The sequence below is a fragment of the Nonomuraea sp. NPDC049400 genome (genome assembly GCF_044466425.1).
GTDB lineage: Bacteria > Actinomycetota > Actinomycetes > Streptosporangiales > Streptosporangiaceae > Nonomuraea.
In genome coordinates this window covers 294089-316494 of record NZ_JBITMP010000010.1, presented here as the reverse complement: position 1 = coordinate 316494, position 22406 = coordinate 294089, and the positions used below count along the sequence as shown (strand labels likewise).

Here is a 22406-nt window from a genome sequence, read left to right as displayed (position 1 = left end):
CCAACCTTTTGCACTATTGTGTCTGCACCAGGAGTGGTGGCGATTCGCATCGGTGGATGGGGACGCATGGAGAAAATCCATGGGCGGAATGGCCTTATCGACGAGCTTGTGCCCAGACTGGTCGGCCTCCAATTCGACGGCAGGCGCACTCCGTTCATGTACCTTCGGCGCGCGCCGTACATCGAGATCGCCGGTGAGCGAGGGGCCGGGAAGACCGCGGTCCTGAAGCACCTGGAAGCCGGTTACAGTCAGCGCCTGCCCCTGGTCTACGCCGATCTGGGCCAGACCGACTTCGGCAAACCGGGGCTTGGCGCCTACACGCTGGAACGCGTTCCGAACGCCTCCCCCGTCACGGACCTGCTCTATCTCCTGGCGCACGAACTGGGAGTGAAGATCAAAGGCTTCAGCAAGCCGATGGAATTCCCCCGGCTGCTGCACGGACTGCTGGCCGTCACCGCCTGGAAGACGACCTCCCCCGCGGAGCTCGCAGCGGCCAGGGCCCGGCTGCAGGAAACTGTCAGCCTCCCCAAAAGGGAGCCGGATTCCGCGGCGCAACTGCTGACGAAGGTGGCCGCCTCCGTCGTCGGAGGCGTGGGCATCCCAGCCCCGCTGGACGACGTGGTCAAAGCACTCGTCGAGATCGTCGGGGAGGCGTTGTTCACGCGTGGCGTCCGCCGGGACGCCCTGAACTGGTGGGAGCAGCGGGAGGTCAGGGCCGGCGGCGACGGGCTGGACCAGCTGTGCTCGCTGGCGATGAACTTCCGCGCCCGCGGCGACCACCGAACCGAGGCCGAAGGGCATCTGGCGGCGGCGCTGCTGGAGGACGCGGCCGCCTATTACGGATGGTGGCGCGACCGGAACCAGGCGCCCCACCCCCTGATGCTGCTCGACAACGCGCACACCGCGTTGGGCAGTGCCTTTGTCGACCTGATGCTGCATGCCCAGAACGCGGCCGCCAAGAAGGACCGGCCAGCGCGGATCGTCGTGCTCGCCGCCTCGCTCCGAGACGCCGGCGACCATCCATACATAGGCTCAACACTGCCTTCTTTGACGTGGCAGGAACCGCCAAATCCGACGCCTCAGAACTGGCTCGTCCAGCTCAATCTCGCCCCACTGACATTCAACGACGTTCAGGACATGGAGCGGGGCTTTCCACGAGATGGCGCCTTGGCCAAGCTGATCGCACGGGTCAGCGGAGGAAATGCCCGGATCGCCGACGCGCTCGTCCGTGCGGCGGCGCACGCCTCGGCCACGGACGGCGGGCTCAAGCTGGAGGAACTGCTCGACGTTCGACTCTCAGAGGGCCGCTCGCCCACCATGGGCGCGCGCCTGCTCGAACAGCTGCTGCCGGACAGCCGCGCCCTGCGGCGCCTGATCTTCTACGCGGCCGCCCTGGACGAGCCCGCCGCCGAGCATCTCAGCAGCCGTATCTCGCACGAAGACGCCGACGGACTGCCCGTGAAGGAGGCCAAGGAACACCTGCGCGACAACTTCTGGTCACAACCGTGCTGGCCCGGCCTGAACGGACCCTTCGTCCGGCACCGAGCCCTGCGCACCCTGCTTGTCCACGAACTGCGCGCCCGCACCGATAACGAGACCTGGATCGCGCTGCATGACGAGCTGCGCCGCTTCTACGCCCGAGAGGGGTTCGACAAGTCGGCCGGCAAGGTCCAATGTCTGCACCACACGCTCGCCCTCGGCGATTCGGCGACCGTCATCCGGGGTCTGCACCAGCTCTTCGACCAGCTGGACGCCGGCTCCTGGCTCGAGGCCGTGAACCTCATCTGCGCCGCTCCGCACCCGCCCGCGGGGGTGACCGGCCAGCCCGAACCCGACAAGCCGTGCCCCGGCTGCCCGGGCACCGGCGAGGATGTGCATCACGCCATCGAGGTGCTCATACGGGAGCTGTGGCGGCAGTCCGCGCCGCTGTCGGTGCCCGACGAAGGGCGCATCCGCAGCATCGAGCTGCAGCTCCTCCTCCTGGCAGGGCGCCGGAGGGACCGGGCGCAAACCGTCTTCGACGACGCGCGCCGGACCTGGCCGGAACGGCTGCGCGACTGGCACCAGGCCCCGGATCTGACCATTCCTGCGGGAGGCGAATCATGAAGCTGCGCCATTGGTGGCAGACTCTCGGCCGGTTGACCAGGCGGCTGATCACCGTCATCGGCGTCCTGCTGGTGCTCGCGGCCGTCGCGATCCCGGCTGGCCTGGCCGTACGGAACAGGCTCTACTGCGATCCCTATGACGTCCGGCGCGTGTCTGTCGGCGAAGGCGAACAGGCGCAGGAGGAATGCGTCGGCGTCAGCGCCGGGTACGCGTTCGAGCAGCGCTTCAACAAGATCGTACAGGCGATGGCCGGGGAGAACGCGTTCGCCACAAAGGGCGGGCCCGGCACCTACGTGACCATCGCCTTCCTCGGCCCGCTGACCCAGCCGGACCCACGGGTGGCGCACCAGCTCGAGGGCGCCGTAGCGGCCCAGCGCCGGGCCAACCACGGCCAGGTCGTGGGAGAGACTCCGCCGATCAAACTGGTGCTGGCGAACACGGACAGCAGCGAGAGCAACTGGCGAGAGACGACCGAAGACCTGCTCGCCATGGTCGACTCAGGCGACCGGCTGGTCGCGGTGGCCGGACTGGGGCGCAGCACCAGCTCGACCCTCGAGTCTCTGAAGCTGCTGGCCACGAAGAACCTGGCCATGGTCGGTGACGCCGTCACCTCCGACGCCATCGACAGCACCAAGGTGCGCGGCTTCGTCCGGGTGAACCCGCGGGTGAGCGAACAGGTCAGGCTGCTGGCCGAGCACGTCGGCGACTCGGCCGAGTCCGCCGCCGGCGGGAAGAGGTGGCGAACCGCGGCCCTCATTCATTCCGCCAAACCCGGCGACTTCTATGCTGACTCGCTCGCGGCCGCATTCAAGCAACACCTGAAGAAACAGTGGGAGGCCGGCGGCAACGTCGATTATCCGTTCAGCGACCCGCCGGGTAATCAGTGGCAAATCATCATGAGCAATCTCTGTGCGCGCCCGCCCGACATGATTTTCTATGCTGGACGAGGGAGCGATCTGCGTGCCTTCGTCAGTTCGCTGGGTGAGAGCGGTAAATGCCTGGGGCAGGTCAAGATAGTCACCGGCTCAGACGCGGTGCGGCTGAAAGCCGAGCAGTTCCCGGCGAGCACCTTCGACGCGATATCACTGATATACGCACCCTTGGTCGAGCCGTTGCTACTTGACTGTACGGACAACCAGTCGTACCAGCGGCTCCTGGAAGCGTATCGAGACCTGGGGTTCGACAAGGAGCATCTCGCCACGGGTTGGGGGATCATGGCGCACGACGCGGTGCTCACCGCCGCGCAGGCGGTGCGGCGGGCAGCCGGTGGCTCGGGGAAGGACCCCGTCACCCCCGGCGACGTGGCCGGGTTTCTCCCCCTGTTCGCCCAGCCCAACACGGCGGTGTCCGGGGCGAGCGGGCCCGTCATGTTCGACTCCGCGACCGGAAACCGGCTGAGGCTGCAGCTTCCCGTCCTGCAGTTCCGCCAGGGCGGCCCACCTGACGTGCTGTCCGACCCACGTCAGTCAAAGGAGCATCCGTGCCACCGCCAGGTCGGCCTGACACCGCCCTGACGCGAGCCAGGGTGGCTGGTGCCAGCGTGCCGATCACGGAGCTGCCCAGACCGACGATGATGTCGTGCACCGGCGCAGCCGTTGGCCGATGACGCGCCCGGGGACGGCGCTGCGTGGCGTCGTCATACCCGCGACCACGCGCACGCGACGTAGCTCGCGCGGCGAGGCGACGTCGGCGACCTCGATCCGGCCACCGTGCGAACCCTGGAGAAAGCGCTCAACCGCTCCATCCTGAGCACCGCTGCCGGACCTCCCACCAGGCTGCGTGGCGCCACGCAGCGCATCGCGTCATGACAGGATCTGCGTGGGACTGCGGGGTTCGGTGGACGCGTGACGTGACCAGCAGTCGGCAACCGAACTCGAAACACGAGCCGCCACCAAGGAGGCTCAAGCGGGGGCAGCCCACCGGCTTCGACGCCGAACGCTACAAAAGCACGCAACGTCGTCGAACGGGCGATCAACCGGCTGAAGAACGTCCCTTCCCGCACGTGGCCGAGACGAAAACCGCCGCGATCGCACTCTACGAACGGCTCGGCTTCGGAAGCCGCACGCACGTGGCAGCGGACAGCGCTTGAGCTGAGGGCATGTGTCAGCCACGGGTTGTCACTGCGAAGATGCGGACAAGCTGATGATCGATCAAGGCCACGGCTTCTTCGGGGGTCCGCTTTCCGAGCAGGACAGTGGTCTGGATCCCGTCGGCGCCTGCCACCAGGAATGCCGCCTCGGCCGCGGCGTCGAGGTCGTGAGGCACCTCGCCGAGCTCCTGACCTTGCGCGATCAGACCGGCGACGAGGTTCTCCATCGCATGCGGCGCGTCCCGGGCGACCTTGACCAGGACGGGATCGGTCAGGAAGGGGACGAAGTAGGCGGCGTACACCAGGTGCCGGTTGCGTCGTTCCTCATCCAGCGGGAGCAGCTCGAGCAGCACTCCCCGCACGAGCGCGTGCATGCCGGGCGCTTCGCCGAGCGTCGCGAGGCGTTCGCGGGCTCGTTGCTCGGCGTCGTCGTTGAGGATCTCCAGCGCGCCCAGCAGCAACTGGTCGCGGGTGCCGAAGTAGTACTGCAGCAGCCGGGCGGAGACCCCGGCCTCGGCAGCGACCTGTCTCAGGGTCACATCTTCCAGGCCGCCTCGGATGGCCAGGCGCCAAACCGCTTCTGCGATCTGACGGCGGCGCTGGTCGTGGTCCACCTGTCTCGGCATGCCATCCATCCTCGCGACGTTTGTGGTGCGATCGTACCAAGACCAGTGTTATGGTTCGATCGCACCACAAACCGTGGAGGGCGCGTTCGCGCCTGCCGTCACGCCCTTCGGGCGATGGGAGACAAAGCACACATGAAGCACGTCACCGTGCAGATCATTGGCATGCTGCTACTGGTTCTGGGAGCACAAGGCGCCATCCGGCTACTGGCCGACCACGGCAACGCCGGGCTGCTCGCCTGGTTGCCCGGCGGATTCGCGGTGTGGCTGCCGTGTTACGCGGCGGCCACGATCGTCGGAGCTGTGCTGGCCGGCTGGGCCGGCAAGAAGGTCAAGCAGAGCGGGCGCGGGCAATGACCGGCCGCACACCGGCGACGGCCGCGGCCCTCGCCCTGCTGGCAAGCGCATCGATGCTCGTGGCGGGCGGCACCCCGGCCCGCGCCGGCGAAGTCTCCGGCCCGGTGGTCATGACGGCGTCGGGCAAGGTCCGGGGAACGGCTCAGCACGAGGTGCGTCGTTTCCGCGGCATCCCGTACGCCGCCCCGCCGACCGGGGAGCGGCGCTGGCAGCCACCCCAGCCGCCGAGTTCCTGGTCCGGCATCCGTGACGCGACGAAGGCGGGACCGGCGTGCATGCAGCAGCAGGCGCCTGACATGCCCAAGGGCACCCCGCAGAGCGAAGACTGCCTGACCGTGGAGGTGAGCACGCCCGCCCGGCCCGGCGCGGGACGGCCGGTCATGGTCTGGATGCCCGGCGGCGGTTTCATCACCGGCGCCGGGTCGATCTACGACCCGGCCCGGCTGGTCGCAGCCGGAGACATCGTGGTGGTGACGGTCAACTACCGGCTCGGCGTGTTCGGCTTCTTCGCCCACCCCGAGCTCGGCGAGGCCGGCAACTTCGGCCTGCAGGACCAGGTGGCGGCGCTGCGCTGGGTTCGTGCCAACATCTCCGCGTTCGGCGGCGATCCCGGCAAGGTCACCCTCGCCGGAGCCTCCGCCGGCGCGATGAGCACCTGCACCCTCATGACCTCACCGGCCGCCCGGGGCCTGTTCCACCGGGCGATCGTCCAGAGCGGATCGTGCCGCACCAGCCACCCGGCCGGAGCGTTGGGCACGGGCATGCCGGCGATCTCCTCCTGGCATCCGATCGAGACGATCCAGGGCGCCGGGCAGGCCCTGGCCGAGCAGTTGGCCTGCGCCGACGTCGCCTGTCTACGCCGCAAGAGCGCCGGTGAGCTGCTGCCGTACACCGCCCGGTTCCCGATGCTCGCCTACGGCACCAGCCTCGTCCCGCAAGAGCCGGCCAAGGTCTTCGCCGCAGGCAGGCAGGCCGCCATACCGCTGCTGCAAGGCAACACCCGCGACGAGCACGTCGAGTTCGTCCTGACCGTTCACCCGCACGGCATCACCGCCCGCCAGTATCCTGCCATGCTCAAAACCGCCTTCGGAGCGGCCGCACCACGTGTCGAACGACACTACCCGGCACGACGGTTCCCCTCCCCCGCCGCGGCAGCCAGCCGCGTGTTCAGCGACAGCGGCTGGATCTGCCCCTCGTGGAAGTCCGGCCGCGAGCACGCCAGGAAGGCACCCACCTACGCCTACGTCTTCACCGACCCGTCCGCGCCCACTCCCAGCGGACAGCCCCTACCCGCCCACGTCCGCCCCGCCACCGCGCACGGAGCCGAGACCTTCTACCTGTTCGACTTCCCCGACGCCCCAAGGCTCACCGCCGGCCAGCGACGCCTGGCCGACCGGCTCGTCGGCTACTGGACGCGGTTCATCCGCACCGGCGACCCCAACGGGCCGGGCAACACGGCCTGGCCCCGTCTCGACGCCGCCGACAGCGCACTCAACCTCGCGCCGGAAGCGGTGCGACCGATCGACATCAAGGTCGCCCATCACTGCGGTATCTGGTTCTGACGGCTGCGTCTCAACCGAGACACCTCAGCGAGACGAAGGGTTCCCGACCCCTTAACGATCTCCGATCGTCCCGTGCGGGAACCTCCAAAGGCACAAGCGCGTTGCCAGTCCGCCGTACGGCTGGGCCTGCCCGACCGCGCCGCGCAACCGCTCGCCCGTTTCGAGTCCTGGGCGACGGCCGCTCGCCATCCGGGGGCGGATGCCGTACTGCACCGCTGCCGCGCCCTTCTCGCCCACCACGAGGCGGAATGCGCCGAGCCTGCCCATGGTCCGGGCGGGCACGTGGCCGTTGCCGTGGACCAGGCCGGGCAGGTGCTGGTCGACGGTGTCATCCAGGCTCGACCTGGACGGTTCACGTGAGCAAGGCGGCGACAAACCGAGTCAGCGTGTCGTGGACGGGCACGGTGGGCCGATGTCCGACCAGGGCGAGCGTGGTCAGCCCCTCGACCAGTGGCAAAAGCGTTTCGGCCGCCAGGTCGGCGTCGAGATCGCCGCGGAACTCCTCGGTCTGCTGACCGTAGCGGACCAGCCAGGCCAGCAGGTCGCGCGTCTTGGCGTGGGCCTCGCGCAGGATCTCCGCCAGTGGCGGGTTGGTCGTTGCGTGGGCGGTGAACGCCGCCAAGATTCTGGCGTCGCGTTGCTGGTCCGCCTCGACCAGGGTGAGCGTGCGCAGGGTGGCGGTGAGCAGGGTCACCGCTGACTCCGGTGCGGCGGAGGCCTCGATCTCCGCCCTGCCCTTCTCGGTGACGCGCTCGGTGATGTGGCGCAGGGCGAACACGAGCATCTCGTCCTTGGTGGCGAAGCAGCGCTGCACGGCTCCCATGGAAACTCCGGCCTGCCGTGCCACGTCGCGCAGGGTCGCGCTTTCGGGGCCGTGCCGGTCGATCAGGTCGCAGACCGCTTCGGCGATGTGACGGCGCCGCGCCTCGTAGTCGACCTGCTTGGGCATGGAGCTCCCTCCTTACCAGGATCCGATGCAGTTGCATCATATCAGCGTTTCCGGTTTATTTGATGCGCACGCATCGGAACGATGGAAGGACTGGCATGAGCCGCCTCAAGACACCGACCAGCACAGCCGAGAAGGCGATGTGGCTGCTCGGCGCCCTCTTCACGATCCAGGGATTCGGATCGGCGATCACCGAATCGCAATGGGGCACCAGTTTCGGGATCGCCGGCATCCTGCGCGCGGCCGGCTTCCCGAGCTGGGCCGATCTGGCCATCGGGGCCGTCGGGGCCGTGTTCCTGCTCTTGGCCCTGTACCGGACGGTGCGCCGATGAGGCTCAGGGACGTGGCGCGCGTGCGGCTTGTCATGGGAGCGGTGGCCGGCCTGTCCGTCGTCGCGGCTTGCGGGGTTCCCGCCGTCCCGGCCTCGAGCCCGCGCCGGCCCGTCGCGTACACGTCGTCCGGGGCGGTGGCCGGCGACTACGTCGACGGGGACCTTCAGCGGTTCGAGGCCATTCCCTATGCGGCACCACCAACCGGGGCCCTGCGCTGGCAGCCGCCGCAGCCCGCCCGAGCGTGGAAAGACGTCAAGGACGGCACTCGCACGGCCCCGCGCTGCCCTCAGAACGCCAACCCCGCCGACGCCAACCCGGCCAGCACCGCTGAGGACTGCCTCTACCTGAACGTCACCGCTCCCCGGACCGCGTCCACCAGACGGCTGCCGGTCATGGTCTGGCTGCACGGCGGCGGCTTCACCCAGGGGTCCGGCGGCGACTACGACGCCCGGCGGCTGGCCCGCGCGGGCGCGGTCGTCGTGAGCGTGAACTACCGGCTGGGCGTCTTCGGCTTCCTCGGCCACCCCGGGCTGGCCGGCTCGGGCGCGTTCGGCCTGCTCGACCAGCAGGCCGCGTTGCGCTGGGTACGGCACAACGCCGCGGCCTTCGGCGGTGACCCGCGCAACGTCACTCTGTTCGGCGAGTCCGCCGGTGCTTTCAGCACCTGCGCGCAGCTGACCTCCCCCGCAGCAACGGGCTTGTTCGACAAGGCGATCATCCAGAGCGGCAGTTGCTCGATGCGTCAGATGGGCATCGACCCCGCCGGAGGAGACACGATCTGGCCTTCCCGGGAGGCCGGTGAGCGGATCGCCGCAGCTGTCGCCGAGCGAGTCGGGTGCACAGACGCAGCGCAGACGATGCCCTGCCTGCGCCGGGTGCCCACCTCACGCCTGCTCGCCGCGCAGCAGAAGGTTCCCGCCATCTGGGCGCCCTCCTACGGAACGGACGCACTGCCGCGGGAACCGGGCCGGGCGGTGGCCGAGGGACGCTTCCGCCGTATGCCGCTCATGGTCGGCACCACCGCGCACGAGGCCAGATATTTCGTCGCCATGTATTTCGACGGTCCAGGTCAGCCACTGGACCAGGAGACCTACCAGCAGTTCCTGCGCACCGCCTTCGGCCGGGACGCGAAGCGGATATCAGCGAGGTATCCGGCCGGCGCCTACGGCTCGCCTTCCCTGGCCTGGGCGGCCATCGCCACCGACCGCGGCTGGACCTGCCCGACCCTCGCGGGCAACCGCCTGCTCGCCCGCAAGACCCCCGTCTATCAGTACGAGTTCGCCGACGGCGACGCCCCCAGACCGGCCGGCTTCCCCGTCCCCCGCACCTTCCCCCTGGGCGCCTACCACGGCGCGGAACTGTCCTATCTCTTCGACGGACCGGGAGCCGCCATCGGCACCCGCCCCTCATCCGGCCAGCGCCGGCTGGCCGACCAGATGATCGGCTACTGGACCAACTTCGCCGCCACGGGCAACCCGAACGGTCAGAGCCTGCCTCGCTGGAAGCCGCTGACCAGCAAGAGCGCGAATGACGTCCACACCCTGACCCCGAACGGAAGCGACGGAGACGTCGCAGCACAACATCACTGCCGCTTCTGGGCCACACGCAGCTGAGGGGACCTCCTCACCCTCAGCCCCCGTGCCGTTGCCGGTGAATCTGCTGACGGCTGATTCGACGGGCTGAGGTCATGTGTGGAACGTGAGGTTCACTCCCCGACCTGGCCTTTCAGGTTTGTGCCGTCCAGTCCGGCGAGCAGTTCGCGCAGCAGGTCGGCGAGCTGGTCGCGGCGTTCGGGTGTGAGGTGGCCGATGAGGCGGTCCTCGGTCGCGAGCAGGTCGGCGACGACGCGGTCGAGCAGGGCGTTGCCCGCGTCGGTGAGGGTGACCGCGCGCGCGTGGTAGCCCGACCCGGCGGTGGTCCGGTCGACCAGCCCGGCCCTGGCCGCCCGCTCCACGCGCTGGGTGATCGCGCCGCGCGTCACCATGCACGCCTCGGCCAGCTCCCCCGGGCTCATCCGGTACGGGGGGCCGGAACGCCGCAGCGTGGACAGCAGATCCAGCGTCGCGACGTCCACGCCCAGCTTCGTCAGGAGGCGGCGGCGCTCGTCGCCGAAGACCTTGGCGGCCCACCAGATCCGGGTGATGACCCCGATCGACTCCACCGGGACGCCCGGCAGCTCGCGCCGCCAGGCGTCCTGGATGGCGTCGGCGCGATCGCGCGGCGGCTCAGCGGCCACGTTCGGCGCCGCCGTTCACCTGGATGATCTGCGCGGTGACGTGCCCGGCGTCGGGCGAGGCGAGCCAGTGCACGGTGCCGGCGATGTCCTGCGGCGTGCCGGCGCGGCCGGTGTGGGTCTGCGCGACGAGCGTCGCGCGCCGTTCGTCGTCCAGGGTGCCGCCGAAGAACTCGGTGTCCTCGATGAACCCCGGGGCGACCACGTTCACCGTGATGCCGCGCGGGCCGAGGGCGGCGGCCAGGTCGAACGCGTACGGGTGCAGGGCCGCCTTCATCGGGCCGTACGAGCTGCCGCCCGAGCCCCGCAAGGCCGCGATCGAGCTGATGAACACGATCCGCCCGGCCGGGTTCAGCAGCTCGCGGAACGCCTCGGTCGGCAGCACCGACGTCAGCACGTTGGCCCGGAAGTTGGCCGTCCACCGCTCCGCGAGGCCGTCGTGACCGCCGTGCATCTCGACGTTGCCGCCCGCGTTGTTGACCAGCACGTCGATCGTGCCGAAGCGCTCGGCCAGGTCGGCGCGCACGCGCTCGACCTCCGCCGGCTCACTCAGGTCGCCCGGTAGAGCGGTGCCGCCGATCTCCTTGGCCGCCGTCACCAGCGTGTCGGCGCGGCGGCCGATGATCACGACTCGGTCTCCGTCGGCCGCGAAGCGCGCCGCCACCGCCTTGCCGATGCCGGTGCCACCGCCGGTGACCACTGTCGTGCGCGTCATACTTCATCCCTCCTCGGAGTTTAGGTCTAAACTCAGCCTAGCAGAGGGCCGATTGTGTGTCCCGACCGAGGGACAGGGGGAATGCGGCATCGAGTGCCGGCGATCCGGCCGTCGACGACGGTGAACGCGATGACCGAGAGCGGGCGCATCAGCGTTGCCCACCCACGCCAGATGCCGCGCGTCGAACCGGCCAGCGCAACAGGCTCGCCGTACGAGCCCACCGGCAGGGTGTTGATCCCGACCGCGCCGTGCTCAGCGGAACGCTGCAGCGTTCACGGCCGCCCAGTCGGCATAGCTGTGCGGAGCGCTGCCAGTCAGCTCCCGCACCACCGGCGACACCTCCGCGGCCCTGCCGACGAAGGAGGCGAACAGCGTGAGCATCGAGTCCACGACCACCGCGGGGGTATCCGTGATCATCTGCTCACGGACCTGCTCGGGGGACAGCTCCTCGAGGCGCAGGTCACGGCCGAGGACCTGGCCGAGGATCCGTACCCGCTCGGCCGTCGTCAGCGAGGCGGGCCCGGTCAGCTCGTACGCCTTGCCCGCGTGCCCGTCGTCGAGCAGCGTTCGCGCGGCCACCGCGGCGATGTCGCGCTCGTCGATCGGCGCGGTCGCGGCTTCGGCGAAGGGGGCGCGCACCACGCCGCCGTTCTTGACGCCGGGCGCCCACCGCAGGTCGTTCGCCATGAACGCGCCAGGGCGCAGGAAGGTCCACGACAGCCCTGACCTGGCTACGGCCTGCTCGTAGTCGGCGTGGACGCTGCCGAGCACCCCCGCCTGCTTCATGGTCACCGCCAGCGCGGACAGCAACACCACGTGCCCGAGGCCGGCTTTCACGGCAGCGTCGAGGAACCCGTGCACCTGACCGGCGGCGGGGAGCAGGAACGCGCGGTCCGCTCCCTGGAGCGCGGCACGCAGGTCCTCTGCCTGGGACATGTCGGCTCTGATCACCTCCACGCCGTCGGGCAGGCCGGCCCGCTCGGGGTTGCGGCTGATCGCCCGGACCTGCTCGCCCGCCTGGAGCAGCAGGTTCACCACATGACGGCCGACGTTGCCCGTCGCTCCGGTCACCAGGATCATGTCCACCTCACTACGGATATCCGAACTGTTTGGATATGGGGACTGTATCCTGTGACCGTGATGGATGACACCCCACCCCCTCGACTGCCACGACCGGAGGAGGTCAAAGAAGCCCTTGGTTTCGTGCCCCTGGTGGAGGCCTACTTCCGGCGAGCCCAGGCCGAGATGCCGGACGAGTTGCGCGAGATCTTCCGCAGCCACCGGCTCACCGCCAGGCACGGCGCCGTCATTCCCCAGCTGACGGTCGATCCGTCACTCAGCGTGAGCGAACTGGCCGACAGGATGGGCATCTCGCTGACGACCGCAAGCGAGCTCGTCGGCGACCTCAGCCGGGCCGGCCTGGTCGAGCGCCGGGAGGATCCGGCCAATCGCCGCCGCACCCTGGTGTCACTGGCCACTCACCATCGGGCCATGGTCGAGGGGTTCGTCGCCCTCCGGGCCGCGCCTCTGCTGCGCGTCCTGGACAACCTCTCACCCCAGGACAGGCAGGGCTTCGTGGCGGGCCTGACCGCGTGGGCCCACGAGGTGCGGAACTGGTAGCGCCCGCTCAGCGGCTCACGGTGGTCTGCTGTTCAATGCGCGACAGCTTCTCGGGATTGCGCACGTGGTAGGCCCCGGTGACGTAGCCGTTCTCCACTCGCACCGCCACCACGCCGTCGATCTCGCCGTTGACCCGGACGAGCAGCCCCGGGCCGCCGTTGATCTGCACCAGCTCGACCGACCTCTCCGCGTCGCGCTTCCACCAGCCGACGGCCAGCAGGCGGGCAACGTTGTCAGCCCCCACGATGGGCCGCAGCAGGGCATGCTTGACACCGCCGCCGTCGCTCAGGGCGACGACGTTCGGCGCGAGGATGTCGAGCAGGCTCTGCAGCTCGCCGGTTTCGACCGCTCGTTGGAAAGCCTGGAGGGCGGCTCGGTGCTCGGCCGGGGAGCCGGTGCCGCGTGGCCGGCGCGCGGCGACGTGTGCCCGTGCCCGATAGGCGATCTGACGGACCGCGCCCGGGCTCTTGTCGACGGCCTCGGCGATCTCGTCGTAATCCAGATCGAACACCTCGCGCAGCACGAACACCGCCCGCTCAATCGGCTGAAGCGTCTCCAGCACCAGCAGCATCGCCATCGAGACGCTGTCGGCCAACTCCACGTCCTCGGCCACATCAGGCGCGGTCAGCAACGGCTCGGGCAACCACGGTCCGACGTAGGACTCCTTACGCCGGCCGAGAGCGCGCAGCCGGTCCAGCGCCTGCCGCGTGACGATCTGCACCAGGTAGGCGCGCTCCTCCCGCACGGTGTCACGGTCGACGTCCACCCATCTCAGCCAGGCCTCCTGCAGGACGTCCTCGGCGTCGGCGGCCGAGCCGAGCATCTCATAGGCGACGGTGAACAGCAGGTTGCGATGGGCAACGAACGCCTCGGTAGCGCAGTCCCCGCGCTCGGCACCGTCGAGCGGCCCCGGTGTGTCCGTCGTTCGTTCGCTGCGCTCACTCATGCCTGGCCCCTGCCTGTCCGCACTTAGCTCTACCACACGCACAAGACGCCGCTCCCGACCGTTTTGTAACACCCGCGATCCGTGGTCCACGTCACATGACAGTGCTGTTACGGGGGGCGGGTGGCCGGCGTCTCGTGTTCGTCAGGACGCCGCACGAACGATCCGTACGGCACCCCGAGTTGAGTTTGAGAAGGGAAGCCTTCGCCATGTCCACGCCCACGACGACCGGACTCCGGTCGCGTATGCCCAACCCCCTGCCGTTCGTCCCCGAGATGGCGGCAGTCGCCGAAGGCCTGCACAAGGTCATCAAGAACGGCTCGATTCCGCAGGTCACCGTCCACCTGCTGCAGCTGCGCGCCGGGCAGCTGCTCGGCAGCACGTACTTCACCATCAGGGAAACCGGCAACCTCCGCCGGGCAGGGGAATCAGAGGAGCGCATCACCGCCGTGGCGACCTGGCGGGACGCCACCTACTTCACCGACGCCGAACGGGTCGCGCTGGAGCTCGTGGAGGCAGTCCTGTCCCCCAACCCGTCCGGTGAACGAGTCCCCGACGAGCTGTACGCCAAGGCGTCCGCGCACTACGACGACAAGGCGCTCTGGACGCTCATCATGGCGATCGCCCACATCGGCTTCTTCACCCCCGCCGCGCTCATCGCCAAGCCGATCCCCGGCATGCCCCCCGGCCAGAACTACAGCGAGTAAGAAAGGCACAAAGCATGAGCATCACCAAGTTCGCGGTGGCAGGAGCGACCGGGCGGCTGGGACGCCATGTCGTCGACGTCCTCACCGAACGGGGGCACCAGGTCGTGCCGATGTCGCGAGCCACCGGCGTGGACATCATCACCGGTGAGGGCCTGGCCGAGGCGCTCACCGAGGTGGACGTCATCATCGACGTCGCCTCGTGGCACGCCTCCGAGCAGGAGGCGGCGACGGAGTTCTTCCGCACGTCGGCCCGCAATCTGCACGAGTACGGTCAGCAGGCCAAAGTCGTGCAGATCGCCGTGGCCTCCATCGTCGGCGTCGACAAGGCCACCGCCGGTTTCCTCGCGGCCAAGAAGGTGCACGAGGAACTCCTCCTGTCCGGCCCGCTCCCTGTCCGCATTCTGCGGGCCGCGCAGTTCCACGAGTTCGTCGGTCAGCTTCTGGACTGGCAGCAGGGCGACGTCGCCTATATCCCGGCCCTGCCCGCCCAGCTCGTAGCCTGCCGCACCGTGGCCGAGGAACTGGTCGGCCTGGCCCTCGATCCTGGCGAGCCCACTCCAGGAACGCCGATCCCCGAGATCGCCGGACCCCGCAAGGAGACCTTGGCGGAGGCAGCCGCACTCCTCGGCGCCCGCCGCGGCATCAAGGTCGTCGGCGTTGACGGCTCGGGCATGCCCGATGCCGAGCTTGCCGCCGAGGGCGCGTTCCTGCCCAGCCCGCACGCCAAGCTCGCCGGCCCGACCTTCCAGGAGTGGCTCGACACCCAATCCTGAGCCGGCCGTGTGGCACGGCCTGACCTTGTTCTCGGAGCTCCACGGCGCTGAGCTCCGAGAACAAGGCTTCCTCCGAACCTCGCTCGCCAGCGGCGTTCGGGGACCTGGACTCATCACCGCATCCCGGAAAGGGGCTCACTCTTGCCCGTCACCACGATCGACACAACAACCGCACTCGTCCTCATCGACCTGCAGAACGCCGTCGTCGGCCGCCCCGCAACCCCCATCACCGGTGCTGAGGTGGTGGCCCGTGCGGTCGAACTGGCTGACGCCTTTCGCGACCACAGTGCTCCGGTTGTCCTGGTTCGGGTCACGGCCCGCGCGGACGGATCGGATGCCGCTCCGGGACGCACCGAGATTCCGCGCCCGCCTGGCCCCCTGCCCGCGGGCTGGGACGTCATCGTCGATGACCTGGCCGGCCACCACGGCGACATCACCGTGACCAAGCGCACCTGGGGCGCCTTCTACGGCACCGATCTCGACCTGCAGCTGCGCCGCCGCGGCGTCACACAGGTCGTGCTGGCCGGGATCGCCACCAGCATCGGCGTGGAGTCCACCGCTCGCGCCGCCTACGAACACGGCTACAACGTCACGCTGGTGACGGACGCCATGGCCGATCTGGACGCGGAGGCGCATCGCAACAGCATTGAACGGATCTTCCCGCTCCTCGGCGAGAGCGCTACCACCGCCGAGATCATCGACCTCCTGGCCAAGACCCGCGCCTGACGACCTCACACGATCACAGGATGGATGGACAGATGATGACGCAAATGCCGGAATTGCCACTGCACATGCGGCGGAACGGGTTCGACCCGGTCGAGGAGCTGGCCCGGGCCCGCGACGGCGAGGGTGTGGTGCGGGTCGAGACGCCGTTCGGCCCGCCCGCGTACCTGGTCTGCCGCTATGCGGACGTTCGGCGGGTGCTGTCGGATCCGGCCCGGTTCAGCAGTGCCCTGACGCCGTTCCCGGGATCCGGGCAGATGGACGCCGACGAGCTGGCCAAGATGCAGGCCGGGCAGCTGATCGGGTTCGACCCGCCGGAGCACACACGGTTGCGCCGGATGCTCACCCCGGAGTTCACGGTGCGCCGGATGCGCAGGCTCGAGCCGCGGATCACCGAGATCGTGCAGGCGGCGCTGGACGATCTGGAGGAGGCCGGCAAGCCGGCTGATCTGGTGGCGCACTTCGCGTTGCCGGTGCCGTCGCTGGTGATCTGCGAGCTGCTGGGCGTGCCGTACGCCGACCGCGCCGCCTTCCAGGACCGTGCCACTCGCCTGCTGGACACCTCCTTGCCGATGGAGCAGCGCGTCGCGGCGCAACGCGAGGACCGTGCCTACATGGCCGGCCTGGTCGCCCGCGCCCAGACCGACCCGGGCGAGGACATGCTCGGCATGCTGATACGCGAGCACGGCGACGACCTCAACTCCGACGAGCTCATCGGCATCGCGCAACTGCTGCTGCTGGCCGGGCACGAGACCACCTCGAACATGCTCGCCCTGGGCACCCTGGCCCTGCTGCGACACCCCGACCAACTGGCCATGATCCGCGACGACCCGGCCCAGGTCGAGCCCGCCATCGAGGAACTGCTGCGCTGGCTGTCCATCGTGCAGTCGCTGCCGCCGCGCACGACCACGACGGATGTGGAGATCGCCAGGCATGCCATCCCCGCGGGCTCGCTCGTGCTCTGCTCGTTTTCTGCCGCCAACCGCGACCCTGCCTTCGTCGACAGTCCCGAGACACTCGACATCACCCGGGGAGCCGCCGGCCATGTCGCCTTCGGCCACGGTGTGCACCACTGCCTCGGAGCGCCGCTGGCACGGATGGAGATGCGCATCGCCATCCCCGCCCTGCTACGGCGCTTCCCCGACCTCGCCCTGGCCGACCCGTACGAGCAGGTGGACTTCCGGGTCTCCAGCATCGTGTACGGCTTGCGCACGTTGCGGGTGACCTGGTGAGCGGGTGGGCGCTGAGCGCTGACACCGCCCGCACCAGGAGGAGATCGTCATTGAAGCCTGCCAGGGAAGGGGCCGGCTCGGCACTTCTCCCGATCCGGCTCACGTGGTCTGAATCGCGTCGTCGGCGGCCCGCCAGAAGGCGACAACTTTCAGGATGACGCTCCGTAACGGGTGGCGATCGCGGCGGCGCGGTCGCGCAGGGAGTTGCGCAACCACTGCGGGGTCAGGGCTTCCGCGTTCGTGCTGAGCTGCCACAGCGCCCATTCGGCGTGTCTCGGATCTTGGAAGGTCACCTCCAGCCGCAGCCAGCCGTCTGCGTCGGATTCCTCGGCGAGGACGGCCAGCGCGGTGCCCACCAGGTCCTCCCGCCGCGCCGGGTGCACCCGTACCAGCACGGTGACTTGGTCGCCGCCGGTCCGAAACTGCGTGCTGCGTTCCTGCCAGGCCCGGTCCAGGTCGACCCGGTCCGGTCGCTGTGCGGGTTCGGCGAGTTCCTCGGCGGCCAAGATCCGGGACAGCCGGTAGGTGCGGTCCGCGCCAGACCTCGTGGCCAGCAAGTAGCCCCGGTCGCGTACGGTGACCAGGCCGATCGGGTCCACCGTACGCCACTCCGGGGCCTGCTCCACAGCCGCGTAGTGGATGCGCAGCTTGTGTCCGGCGAACACCGCGCGCAGGACCTCGGCCGCTATGGCGTCAGGCACCTCCTCATCGACCAGCCGACGCGAGAGGAGGTCGGTCTCCGGGTCGATGAGCAATCGCTCGGCCGCGCCGGCCGCCGTGTCCCGATAGCTTTCGGGTAGCGCGTCAACCACCTTCAGCATGGCCGAAGCAAGCGCCGAGCCTAGGCCGAATGCCTGCGCGCCGCGCCGCGATCCGGCGACCAGCAGGGCAAGGGCCTCGTCGGGATTCAGTCCGGTGAGCTCGGTCCGGAAACCGGGCAACAACGCGAAACCGCCGTGCCGGCCGCGTTCGGCGTAGACCGGGACGCCGGCTGCGGACAGCGCCTCGATGTCGCGCAGGACGGTGCGGGTGGATACCTCCAGCTCGCGGGCCAGCGCGGTCGCGGACAGCTGGCCGTGCTGCCGCAGCAGCAGCACCAGCGAGACCAACCGGTCGGCGCGCACGCGAGAACCTTACCGAAATACACGACACAGGATGTCGTGATTTGTTTGGGAGGCTCATCACCGCGACGTCGCAGCTGGCGGCTGCCGAGCCGATGGCGTCCGTAATGTCGACAATCGAATGGAGCTGATGTGGCAATGGAGCGAACGGCGGTCAACCCGTGGGCGTGGTCGGTGGAGCTGGGCTACAACCAGGGTGAGATCGTCTCCGGGCACACCCGGACCCTGTACTGCGCCGGGCAGACCGCGATGAGCGGCGAAGGCAAGCCCCAGCATGCCGGCGACATGGCGGCGCAGCTGGCGCTGAGCCTCGACAACCTGGAGGCCGTGCTCGGCGAGGCCGGCATGTCCCTGGCGAACCTCGTCCGGCTCAACGTCTACACCACCGACGTCGATCGGCTCTTCGAGCACTACGGCGTGCTGGCGTCGCGGTTGGGCGCCGCCGGGGTGGCGCCGTCCACCACGATGCTCGGGGTGACACGGCTGGCGATCCCCGACCTGATGGTCGAGCTTGAGGGGACCGCCGTCGCGTGATGCGACCTCGCCGCCTCCGGGAGGGCTGCCGCGGACGCGCTTCAGGGTCGCCAGCAAACTTCAGGTCGGCGAAGCCGTGCTCGTTCGCCGCGCGTTCCCAGCTGACCAGCCGGTTCGGTTGTTTCTCAGCGGCGGTCAGCGGCTTGTTCCGTGTCGCCTGCGCTACCGTGCGCCTCGGTCGGCCGTGTCGCGGGGGGGACGGTCAGCGGGAGGTGAGGGGCGTTTCGGACTCAACGCGGGTGAGCTTTTCGGGGTTGCGGACGTAGTAGAGCCCAGTGACGCGGGCGTTCTCCACCCGGAGGGCCAGCACGCCGTCGATCACGCCGTCCAGGCGCAGGATGAGTCCGGGATTGCCGTTGACCGTCGTGGGCTCACTGGTGAAGGTGCCGCCGGCCTTGGCGACACTGCCGGCCATGTAACTGAGCACCTTGTCGGCGCCGACGACCGGCCGCAGGGCCGCCAGCTTGAGGCCGCCGCCGTCGCTGACGAAGACGACGTCCGGGGCGAGTAGGTTGAGCAGCCCCTGCAGGTCCCCGGTCACGAGCGCGGTCTGGAACGAATTCAACGCTGCCCGGGCTTCTTCCGGGGAAGCCGGTGTGCGTGGCCGGCGGGCGTCGACGTGCTGGCGGGCGCGGTAGGCGAGCTGGCGTGCGGCGGCGGGGCTCCTGCCGATCGCGGCCGCGATGTCGTCGTAACCGATGTCGAAGACCTCGTGCAGCACGAAGACGGCGCGTTCGGTCGGTGAGAGCGTCTCGAGGATGAACATGAGTGCCAGCGACAGGTTCTCGGCCAGTTCGACGTCCTCGGCCACGTCCGGCGCGGTGAGCAGGGGCTCGGGCAGCCAGGGGCCGACGTAGTCTTCCTTGCGCCGTTTCAGGGTGCGTAGCCGGTTGAGTGCTTGCCGGGTCGTGATCCGTACCAGGTAGGCGCGCTGGTCCTGCACCTGCGCCAGGTCGACCTTGACCCACCGCAGCCAGGCCTCCTGGAGGACGTCCTCGGCGTCCGCCGCCGATCCGAGCATCTCGTAGGCGACGGTGAACAGCAGGTCGCGGTGGGCGACGAAGGCCTCGGTCGCGGGGTCGGTGGCGTGGTCGTTCATGTCGTGCGCTTCACTCTTTCGCGGTCGGCCCCACATGCCGGAAGCAGGTCGTGGAAATGTACCCGGTCCGAAGACGGGGATGTCGGCAGCAGCGGGCGGGCTGGTGGGACTGGCTCCCCGGCGCACGGCCACGGCGTACGAGGCCGAGGCGTTGTGTGCTCGTCACTCCGGCTCGGTCCTTCTTGGGCCGGACCGGTCGGTCCGGCCGAAGGAGGGGACTTGGCGGTCAGGCCGCGCCTCGGGTGTTGGACGGCGTGGTGCGGTGTTCCGGCTGAGGCGTTTCGAGGCGGTCGCTGCTGTCGCCGCGGGACGCGCGGGAACTGGCCTTGCGTGCCCCGGACACCAACATATTGAGGGGAAACCGGCAGGCGAACTCCTTGACCCTGGCACCGACCCGCCCGCTGATGTGGAGCGCGTTCACCCTGTCGTCCAGGTAGGAGAACTGCGTGACGCCCTCGTTTCGGCCGAGGCTGATGCACTGCCCGGCGAACATCAACCGGACGGGAGCGGGTGCTTTCCCCGCGATCCGGCGCAGGATCGTGGCGGCGGCCCCCGCGCCCAGTTGCACGGCGGCCTGGCAGCTCATCCGGAACGGCCGGTCCGTCATCGCCGCCGCGTCCCCGGCAGCGACGATGCGCACGTCGTCCACGCTGGTCAGCGTCGCGTCGGTGAGCAGGCGGCCTTCGGCGTCGGTACGCAGCCCGCTGCGGGCGGCCAGGTCCGGGACACGGAATCCCGCGGTCCAGATCGTCACCGCGCTAGGCAGCCGGCGGCCGTCGTCGAGCTGTACGGCGTCGCGTGTCACTTCCGTCACCCGCGCGCGGGGTCCTTCGAGGACGGTCACACCCAGCTCGGCGAGCCGGCGGGCGACCGGGCGGCGGCCCCGGGCATGCAGGTAGGGGCCGAGCACGTTGCCGCAGACCAGGGTGACGTTGCGGCCCTGTTCCGCGAGCTCGGCGGCGGTCTCTATGCCGGTCGGGCCGGCTCCGACCACGGTCACCGGAGCCGTCACGGGCGTCGCGGCCAGCGCCGACCGCAGTCGTTCCGCCCTCTCGAGGTCCGACACCGAGTAAGCGAACTCTGCTGCTCCAGGCACGCCGGGATCGGCGGCGCCGCTGCCCACCGCGTAGATGAGGTAGTCGTAGGAGAGCGTGCCACCGCCCGCCAGCGACACCCGGCGCTCGGCAGCGTCGATCCGGGTCGCGGCGTCGACCACCAGCCGGACGTTCCCGCCCAGAACCTCGCCGAAGCCCTCGACCGCGTCATCGGAACCCGTCACGAGCTGGTGCAGGCGGATCCGCTCGACGAAGTTGGGACGTCGATTGACCAGGGTCACCGACACGCCATCGTGCCGAGCCAGGCGATTGGCCGCCATCACGCCCCCGTACCCGCCGCCGACCACGACCACCTCGACGTTCCCGTTCATCATGTCTCCCTCGTGTTTTGGACTCGGCATTGAGACACCAGCCGCGCATCCGGCGTAACGGCCCGCGGATGAGACATAGCGCACATCGGACGCGGAAAACGCCGCCCCTTCCGCCGCGAGTGGCGTCACGCGGCCCTGACGAGGTCGGGCAGGGCCCGGGGAGCCTCGCGGCAGCGGCCCCGTCCCGGCCCGCCCCCTTCCACCCGAAGGAGGGCCGGTTCTCGCCCCGTCGCCTCTTGGGGAGCGCATGCCCACCGAACCCTCCCCCGCGACCCCTGCGGCGTCCGCTCCCACCGCCGAGTACGGCTACTTCGCCACGATCCGCGCGTCCCTCCACATCGCCGCGACCAACGACCGGGACGCCAGGACACGGCTCGCCACCGCAATCACCGGCGGCGATGCCCTCCATCTGGACGGCGACGACCCGGACGCCGAGTTCGTGGCCTCCTGCACCCTCGACCCGGGGATCTGGAGCTGTTCGAGATCAACGGCAAGCCACCCACCGACGACATCCCCATCACCTGGGATCCAGCCCCCGCGCCGGCGCCGGGGCGATTCTGCCGCCCGGCGTGACCGTCGACCGCCACACCGTCACCGGACCGCCGGGCGACACCCGCTCGAAGCCATTCCGCGCGTCCACGTCGAGCCTTAGCGCGATCTCTTCCGCCGTGACCTCGAGGACGCGTGTCTGATCCGCAAAGGCTTCCCCTCCAGCGGACCCATCTGGAACTACACCCTCGGCGACTGGGCTTACGCCGTGCTCCGCGTCCTATCCGACTCGGGCACTCACCGCCACACCGTCGAAGTGGCCTAGCGCGGGCGGCTGAGGGCGACCTCGGCCAGATCCGTCCATTTCTCGGCCCAAGAGTGTGGCACGACCACCCAGTCCTTTATCGCCCTGCCCTGCCCCGACGGGTCGAACAGGGACGCCCCGGCCAGCTGGAGCGCGGCTGCATGTTCGGGGGTGTCCCTGACCAACCGGAACACCATCGCGCCGTCGCGCTGCAGGCTCGCGAACACCTTCCCCGCCTGATCTTTGAGCGCGGGACTCCCCATCATCCTGGAGATCCGTACACCCAGGTCGGCCAGCTCGGCGCCGACCTGCTTGAAATCCTCTTCCGCGCTCATCGTCAGTCAGTCCCAAACTCCATGGCGGCGTGGTCGAGCAACTCGTCGTGGCCGGGGCTCTTCCCGCGTGACGCCATCGCCTCGGTCCCCCGCCTTCCGGCAGCACGGCGATCAGGCTAGTCGTCCTGGCAGCACCG

25 protein-coding genes are annotated in these 22406 nt (G+C 69.6%); 15 read left to right on the top strand and 10 right to left on the bottom strand.

Annotation, left to right across the window (positions count from 1 at the left end; translation table 11 throughout):
* Window positions 1-156: 156 nt before the first annotated feature.
* The 3 genes from ACIBVN_RS18590 (at window position 157) to ACIBVN_RS18580 (ending at window position 4195) form a co-directional block, all read left to right on the top strand.
* The gene (locus ACIBVN_RS18590; RefSeq protein WP_397137808.1) at window positions 157-2106 is read left to right on the top strand and encodes a hypothetical protein; all 1950 of its coding nucleotides are present in this window, start codon (window positions 157-159) and stop codon (window positions 2104-2106) included.
* Window positions 2103-3620, top strand: a complete 1518-nt coding sequence (locus ACIBVN_RS18585; protein ID WP_397137806.1) for an ABC transporter substrate-binding protein — start codon at window positions 2103-2105, stop codon at window positions 3618-3620. Before ACIBVN_RS18590 ends, ACIBVN_RS18585 begins: the two co-directional genes overlap by 4 nt.
* Before the next feature lie 335 nt (window positions 3621-3955).
* Entirely contained in the window at window positions 3956-4195 is a 240-nt protein-coding gene (locus tag ACIBVN_RS18580) for a hypothetical protein (RefSeq protein WP_397137804.1), read from the top strand.
* A gap of 14 nt (window positions 4196-4209) precedes the next feature.
* Here ACIBVN_RS18580 and ACIBVN_RS18575 read toward each other — a convergent pair whose 3' ends face one another.
* The gene (locus tag ACIBVN_RS18575; protein ID WP_397137802.1) at window positions 4210-4821 is read right to left on the bottom strand and encodes a TetR/AcrR family transcriptional regulator; all 612 of its coding nucleotides are present in this window, start codon (window positions 4819-4821) and stop codon (window positions 4210-4212) included.
* 132 nt (window positions 4822-4953) lie between these two features.
* Between ACIBVN_RS18575 and ACIBVN_RS18570 the strand changes: the two genes are divergently transcribed.
* The 3 genes from ACIBVN_RS18570 (at window position 4954) to ACIBVN_RS18560 (ending at window position 7097) form a co-directional block, all read left to right on the top strand.
* Window positions 4954-5175, top strand: a complete 222-nt coding sequence (locus ACIBVN_RS18570) for a hypothetical protein (RefSeq protein WP_397137800.1) — start codon at window positions 4954-4956, stop codon at window positions 5173-5175.
* A complete protein-coding gene (locus ACIBVN_RS18565; protein ID WP_397137798.1) occupies window positions 5172-6737 on the top strand; it encodes a carboxylesterase/lipase family protein in 1566 nt (521 codons plus the stop codon). The genes ACIBVN_RS18570 and ACIBVN_RS18565 overlap by 4 nt, the downstream gene beginning before the upstream one ends.
* 72 nt (window positions 6738-6809) lie before the next feature.
* On the top strand, window positions 6810-7097 hold the full coding sequence (locus tag ACIBVN_RS18560) for a hypothetical protein (RefSeq protein ID WP_397137796.1): 288 nt from the start codon (window positions 6810-6812) through the stop codon (window positions 7095-7097).
* On the opposite strand, the gene ACIBVN_RS18555 is transcribed toward ACIBVN_RS18560, so the two are convergent.
* A complete protein-coding gene (locus ACIBVN_RS18555) occupies window positions 7090-7686 on the bottom strand; it encodes a TetR/AcrR family transcriptional regulator (RefSeq protein ID WP_397137794.1) in 597 nt (198 codons plus the stop codon). The genes ACIBVN_RS18560 and ACIBVN_RS18555 overlap by 8 nt on opposite strands.
* Before the next feature lie 95 nt (window positions 7687-7781).
* Here ACIBVN_RS18555 and ACIBVN_RS18550 point away from each other — a divergent pair, with 95 nt between their 5' ends.
* Complete coding sequence (locus ACIBVN_RS18550; RefSeq protein ID WP_397137792.1) at window positions 7782-8015, top strand: hypothetical protein; 234 nt, start codon at window positions 7782-7784, stop codon at window positions 8013-8015.
* Window positions 8012-9628 carry a carboxylesterase/lipase family protein gene (locus ACIBVN_RS18545; protein ID WP_397137790.1) on the top strand — a complete coding sequence of 539 codons (1617 nt, stop codon included), beginning with the start codon at window positions 8012-8014 and terminating at the stop codon, window positions 9626-9628. The genes ACIBVN_RS18550 and ACIBVN_RS18545 overlap by 4 nt, the downstream gene beginning before the upstream one ends.
* Window positions 9629-9720: 92 nt before the next feature.
* Here the strand turns inward: ACIBVN_RS18545 and ACIBVN_RS18540 are convergent, their stop codons facing one another.
* From ACIBVN_RS18540 to ACIBVN_RS18530, 3 genes are all read right to left on the bottom strand, one after another.
* The gene (locus tag ACIBVN_RS18540) at window positions 9721-10251 is read right to left on the bottom strand and encodes a MarR family winged helix-turn-helix transcriptional regulator (RefSeq protein ID WP_397137788.1); all 531 of its coding nucleotides are present in this window, start codon (window positions 10249-10251) and stop codon (window positions 9721-9723) included.
* Window positions 10241-10963, bottom strand: coding sequence for an SDR family NAD(P)-dependent oxidoreductase (locus tag ACIBVN_RS18535; RefSeq protein WP_397137786.1), 723 nt, complete (start codon window positions 10961-10963; stop codon window positions 10241-10243). The genes ACIBVN_RS18540 and ACIBVN_RS18535 overlap by 11 nt, the downstream gene beginning before the upstream one ends.
* Window positions 10964-11215: 252 nt before the next feature.
* Window positions 11216-12043, bottom strand: a complete 828-nt coding sequence (locus ACIBVN_RS18530; RefSeq protein ID WP_397137784.1) for an SDR family oxidoreductase — start codon at window positions 12041-12043, stop codon at window positions 11216-11218.
* Between the two features lie 60 nt (window positions 12044-12103).
* Here ACIBVN_RS18530 and ACIBVN_RS18525 point away from each other — a divergent pair, with 60 nt between their 5' ends.
* Entirely contained in the window at window positions 12104-12583 is a 480-nt protein-coding gene (locus ACIBVN_RS18525) for a MarR family winged helix-turn-helix transcriptional regulator (RefSeq protein WP_397137854.1), read from the top strand.
* 7 nt (window positions 12584-12590) lie between these two features.
* Here the strand turns inward: ACIBVN_RS18525 and ACIBVN_RS18520 are convergent, their stop codons facing one another.
* Window positions 12591-13529 (bottom strand): RNA polymerase sigma-70 factor, encoded by a 939-nt coding sequence (locus ACIBVN_RS18520; RefSeq protein ID WP_397137782.1) that lies wholly within the window; start codon window positions 13527-13529, stop codon window positions 12591-12593.
* A 206-nt stretch (window positions 13530-13735) separates the two neighbouring features.
* Here ACIBVN_RS18520 and ACIBVN_RS18515 point away from each other — a divergent pair, with 206 nt between their 5' ends.
* From ACIBVN_RS18515 to ACIBVN_RS18500, 4 genes are all read left to right on the top strand, one after another.
* Entirely contained in the window at window positions 13736-14233 is a 498-nt protein-coding gene (locus ACIBVN_RS18515; RefSeq protein WP_397137780.1) for a carboxymuconolactone decarboxylase family protein, read from the top strand.
* 14 nt (window positions 14234-14247) lie between these two features.
* Window positions 14248-15006: an SDR family oxidoreductase gene (locus tag ACIBVN_RS18510; RefSeq protein ID WP_397137778.1), complete on the top strand. Its 759-nt coding sequence runs from the start codon at window positions 14248-14250 to the stop codon at window positions 15004-15006.
* Window positions 15007-15147: 141 nt separating this feature from the next.
* Window positions 15148-15732 (top strand): isochorismatase family protein, encoded by a 585-nt coding sequence (locus ACIBVN_RS18505; protein WP_397137776.1) that lies wholly within the window; start codon window positions 15148-15150, stop codon window positions 15730-15732.
* Between the two features lie 44 nt (window positions 15733-15776).
* On the top strand, window positions 15777-16961 hold the full coding sequence (locus ACIBVN_RS18500; protein WP_397137774.1) for a cytochrome P450: 1185 nt from the start codon (window positions 15777-15779) through the stop codon (window positions 16959-16961).
* A 149-nt stretch (window positions 16962-17110) separates the two neighbouring features.
* On the opposite strand, the gene ACIBVN_RS18495 is transcribed toward ACIBVN_RS18500, so the two are convergent.
* The gene (locus ACIBVN_RS18495; RefSeq protein WP_397137772.1) at window positions 17111-18085 is read right to left on the bottom strand and encodes a helix-turn-helix transcriptional regulator; all 975 of its coding nucleotides are present in this window, start codon (window positions 18083-18085) and stop codon (window positions 17111-17113) included.
* A 135-nt stretch (window positions 18086-18220) separates the two neighbouring features.
* On the opposite strand from ACIBVN_RS18495, the gene ACIBVN_RS18490 reads away from it, so the two are divergent.
* Window positions 18221-18616: a RidA family protein gene (locus tag ACIBVN_RS18490; protein WP_397137852.1), complete on the top strand. Its 396-nt coding sequence runs from the start codon at window positions 18221-18223 to the stop codon at window positions 18614-18616.
* Window positions 18617-18818: 202 nt separating this feature from the next.
* On the opposite strand, the gene ACIBVN_RS18485 is transcribed toward ACIBVN_RS18490, so the two are convergent.
* Both ACIBVN_RS18485 and ACIBVN_RS18480 read right to left on the bottom strand, forming a co-directional pair.
* Window positions 18819-19715 (bottom strand): RNA polymerase sigma-70 factor, encoded by an 897-nt coding sequence (locus tag ACIBVN_RS18485; RefSeq protein WP_397137770.1) that lies wholly within the window; start codon window positions 19713-19715, stop codon window positions 18819-18821.
* A gap of 226 nt (window positions 19716-19941) precedes the next feature.
* A complete protein-coding gene (locus ACIBVN_RS18480) occupies window positions 19942-21144 on the bottom strand; it encodes an NAD(P)/FAD-dependent oxidoreductase (protein WP_397137768.1) in 1203 nt (400 codons plus the stop codon).
* Window positions 21145-21388: 244 nt separating this feature from the next.
* Here ACIBVN_RS18480 and ACIBVN_RS18475 point away from each other — a divergent pair, with 244 nt between their 5' ends.
* On the top strand, window positions 21389-21793 hold the full coding sequence (locus ACIBVN_RS18475) for a hypothetical protein (protein ID WP_397137766.1): 405 nt from the start codon (window positions 21389-21391) through the stop codon (window positions 21791-21793).
* Between the two features lie 158 nt (window positions 21794-21951).
* Here ACIBVN_RS18475 and ACIBVN_RS18470 read toward each other — a convergent pair whose 3' ends face one another.
* The gene (locus ACIBVN_RS18470) at window positions 21952-22269 is read right to left on the bottom strand and encodes a hypothetical protein (protein WP_397137764.1); all 318 of its coding nucleotides are present in this window, start codon (window positions 22267-22269) and stop codon (window positions 21952-21954) included.
* Window positions 22270-22406 lie beyond the last annotated feature (137 nt).

Bases quoted from the DNA above. Each gene is read 5' to 3' on its own strand.
- ACIBVN_RS18590 (WP_397137808.1), top strand. From the start codon at position 157: ATGTACCTTCGGCGCGCGCCGTACATCGAGATCGCCGGTGAGCGAGGG.
- ACIBVN_RS18585 (WP_397137806.1), top strand. From the start codon at position 2,103: ATGAAGCTGCGCCATTGGTGGCAGACTCTCGGCCGGTTGACCAGGCGG.
- ACIBVN_RS18575 (WP_397137802.1), bottom strand. From the start codon at position 4,821: ATGCCGAGACAGGTGGACCACGACCAGCGCCGCCGTCAGATCGCAGAA.
- ACIBVN_RS18570 (WP_397137800.1), top strand. From the start codon at position 4,954: ATGAAGCACGTCACCGTGCAGATCATTGGCATGCTGCTACTGGTTCTG.
- ACIBVN_RS18565 (WP_397137798.1), top strand. From the start codon at position 5,172: ATGACCGGCCGCACACCGGCGACGGCCGCGGCCCTCGCCCTGCTGGCA.
- ACIBVN_RS18555 (WP_397137794.1), bottom strand. From the start codon at position 7,686: ATGCCCAAGCAGGTCGACTACGAGGCGCGGCGCCGTCACATCGCCGAA.
- ACIBVN_RS18550 (WP_397137792.1), top strand. From the start codon at position 7,782: ATGAGCCGCCTCAAGACACCGACCAGCACAGCCGAGAAGGCGATGTGG.
- ACIBVN_RS18545 (WP_397137790.1), top strand. From the start codon at position 8,012: ATGAGGCTCAGGGACGTGGCGCGCGTGCGGCTTGTCATGGGAGCGGTG.
- ACIBVN_RS18535 (WP_397137786.1), bottom strand. From the start codon at position 10,963: ATGACGCGCACGACAGTGGTCACCGGCGGTGGCACCGGCATCGGCAAG.
- ACIBVN_RS18530 (WP_397137784.1), bottom strand. From the start codon at position 12,043: ATGATCCTGGTGACCGGAGCGACGGGCAACGTCGGCCGTCATGTGGTG.
- ACIBVN_RS18525 (WP_397137854.1), top strand. From the start codon at position 12,104: ATGGATGACACCCCACCCCCTCGACTGCCACGACCGGAGGAGGTCAAA.
- ACIBVN_RS18520 (WP_397137782.1), bottom strand. From the start codon at position 13,529: ATGAGTGAGCGCAGCGAACGAACGACGGACACACCGGGGCCGCTCGAC.
- ACIBVN_RS18515 (WP_397137780.1), top strand. From the start codon at position 13,736: ATGTCCACGCCCACGACGACCGGACTCCGGTCGCGTATGCCCAACCCC.
- ACIBVN_RS18510 (WP_397137778.1), top strand. From the start codon at position 14,248: ATGAGCATCACCAAGTTCGCGGTGGCAGGAGCGACCGGGCGGCTGGGA.
- ACIBVN_RS18500 (WP_397137774.1), top strand. From the start codon at position 15,777: ATGCCGGAATTGCCACTGCACATGCGGCGGAACGGGTTCGACCCGGTC.
- ACIBVN_RS18490 (WP_397137852.1), top strand. From the start codon at position 18,221: ATGGAGCGAACGGCGGTCAACCCGTGGGCGTGGTCGGTGGAGCTGGGC.
- ACIBVN_RS18485 (WP_397137770.1), bottom strand. From the start codon at position 19,715: ATGAACGACCACGCCACCGACCCCGCGACCGAGGCCTTCGTCGCCCAC.
- ACIBVN_RS18480 (WP_397137768.1), bottom strand. From the start codon at position 21,144: ATGATGAACGGGAACGTCGAGGTGGTCGTGGTCGGCGGCGGGTACGGG.
- ACIBVN_RS18475 (WP_397137766.1), top strand. From the start codon at position 21,389: ATGCCCACCGAACCCTCCCCCGCGACCCCTGCGGCGTCCGCTCCCACC.
- ACIBVN_RS18470 (WP_397137764.1), bottom strand. From the start codon at position 22,269: ATGAGCGCGGAAGAGGATTTCAAGCAGGTCGGCGCCGAGCTGGCCGAC.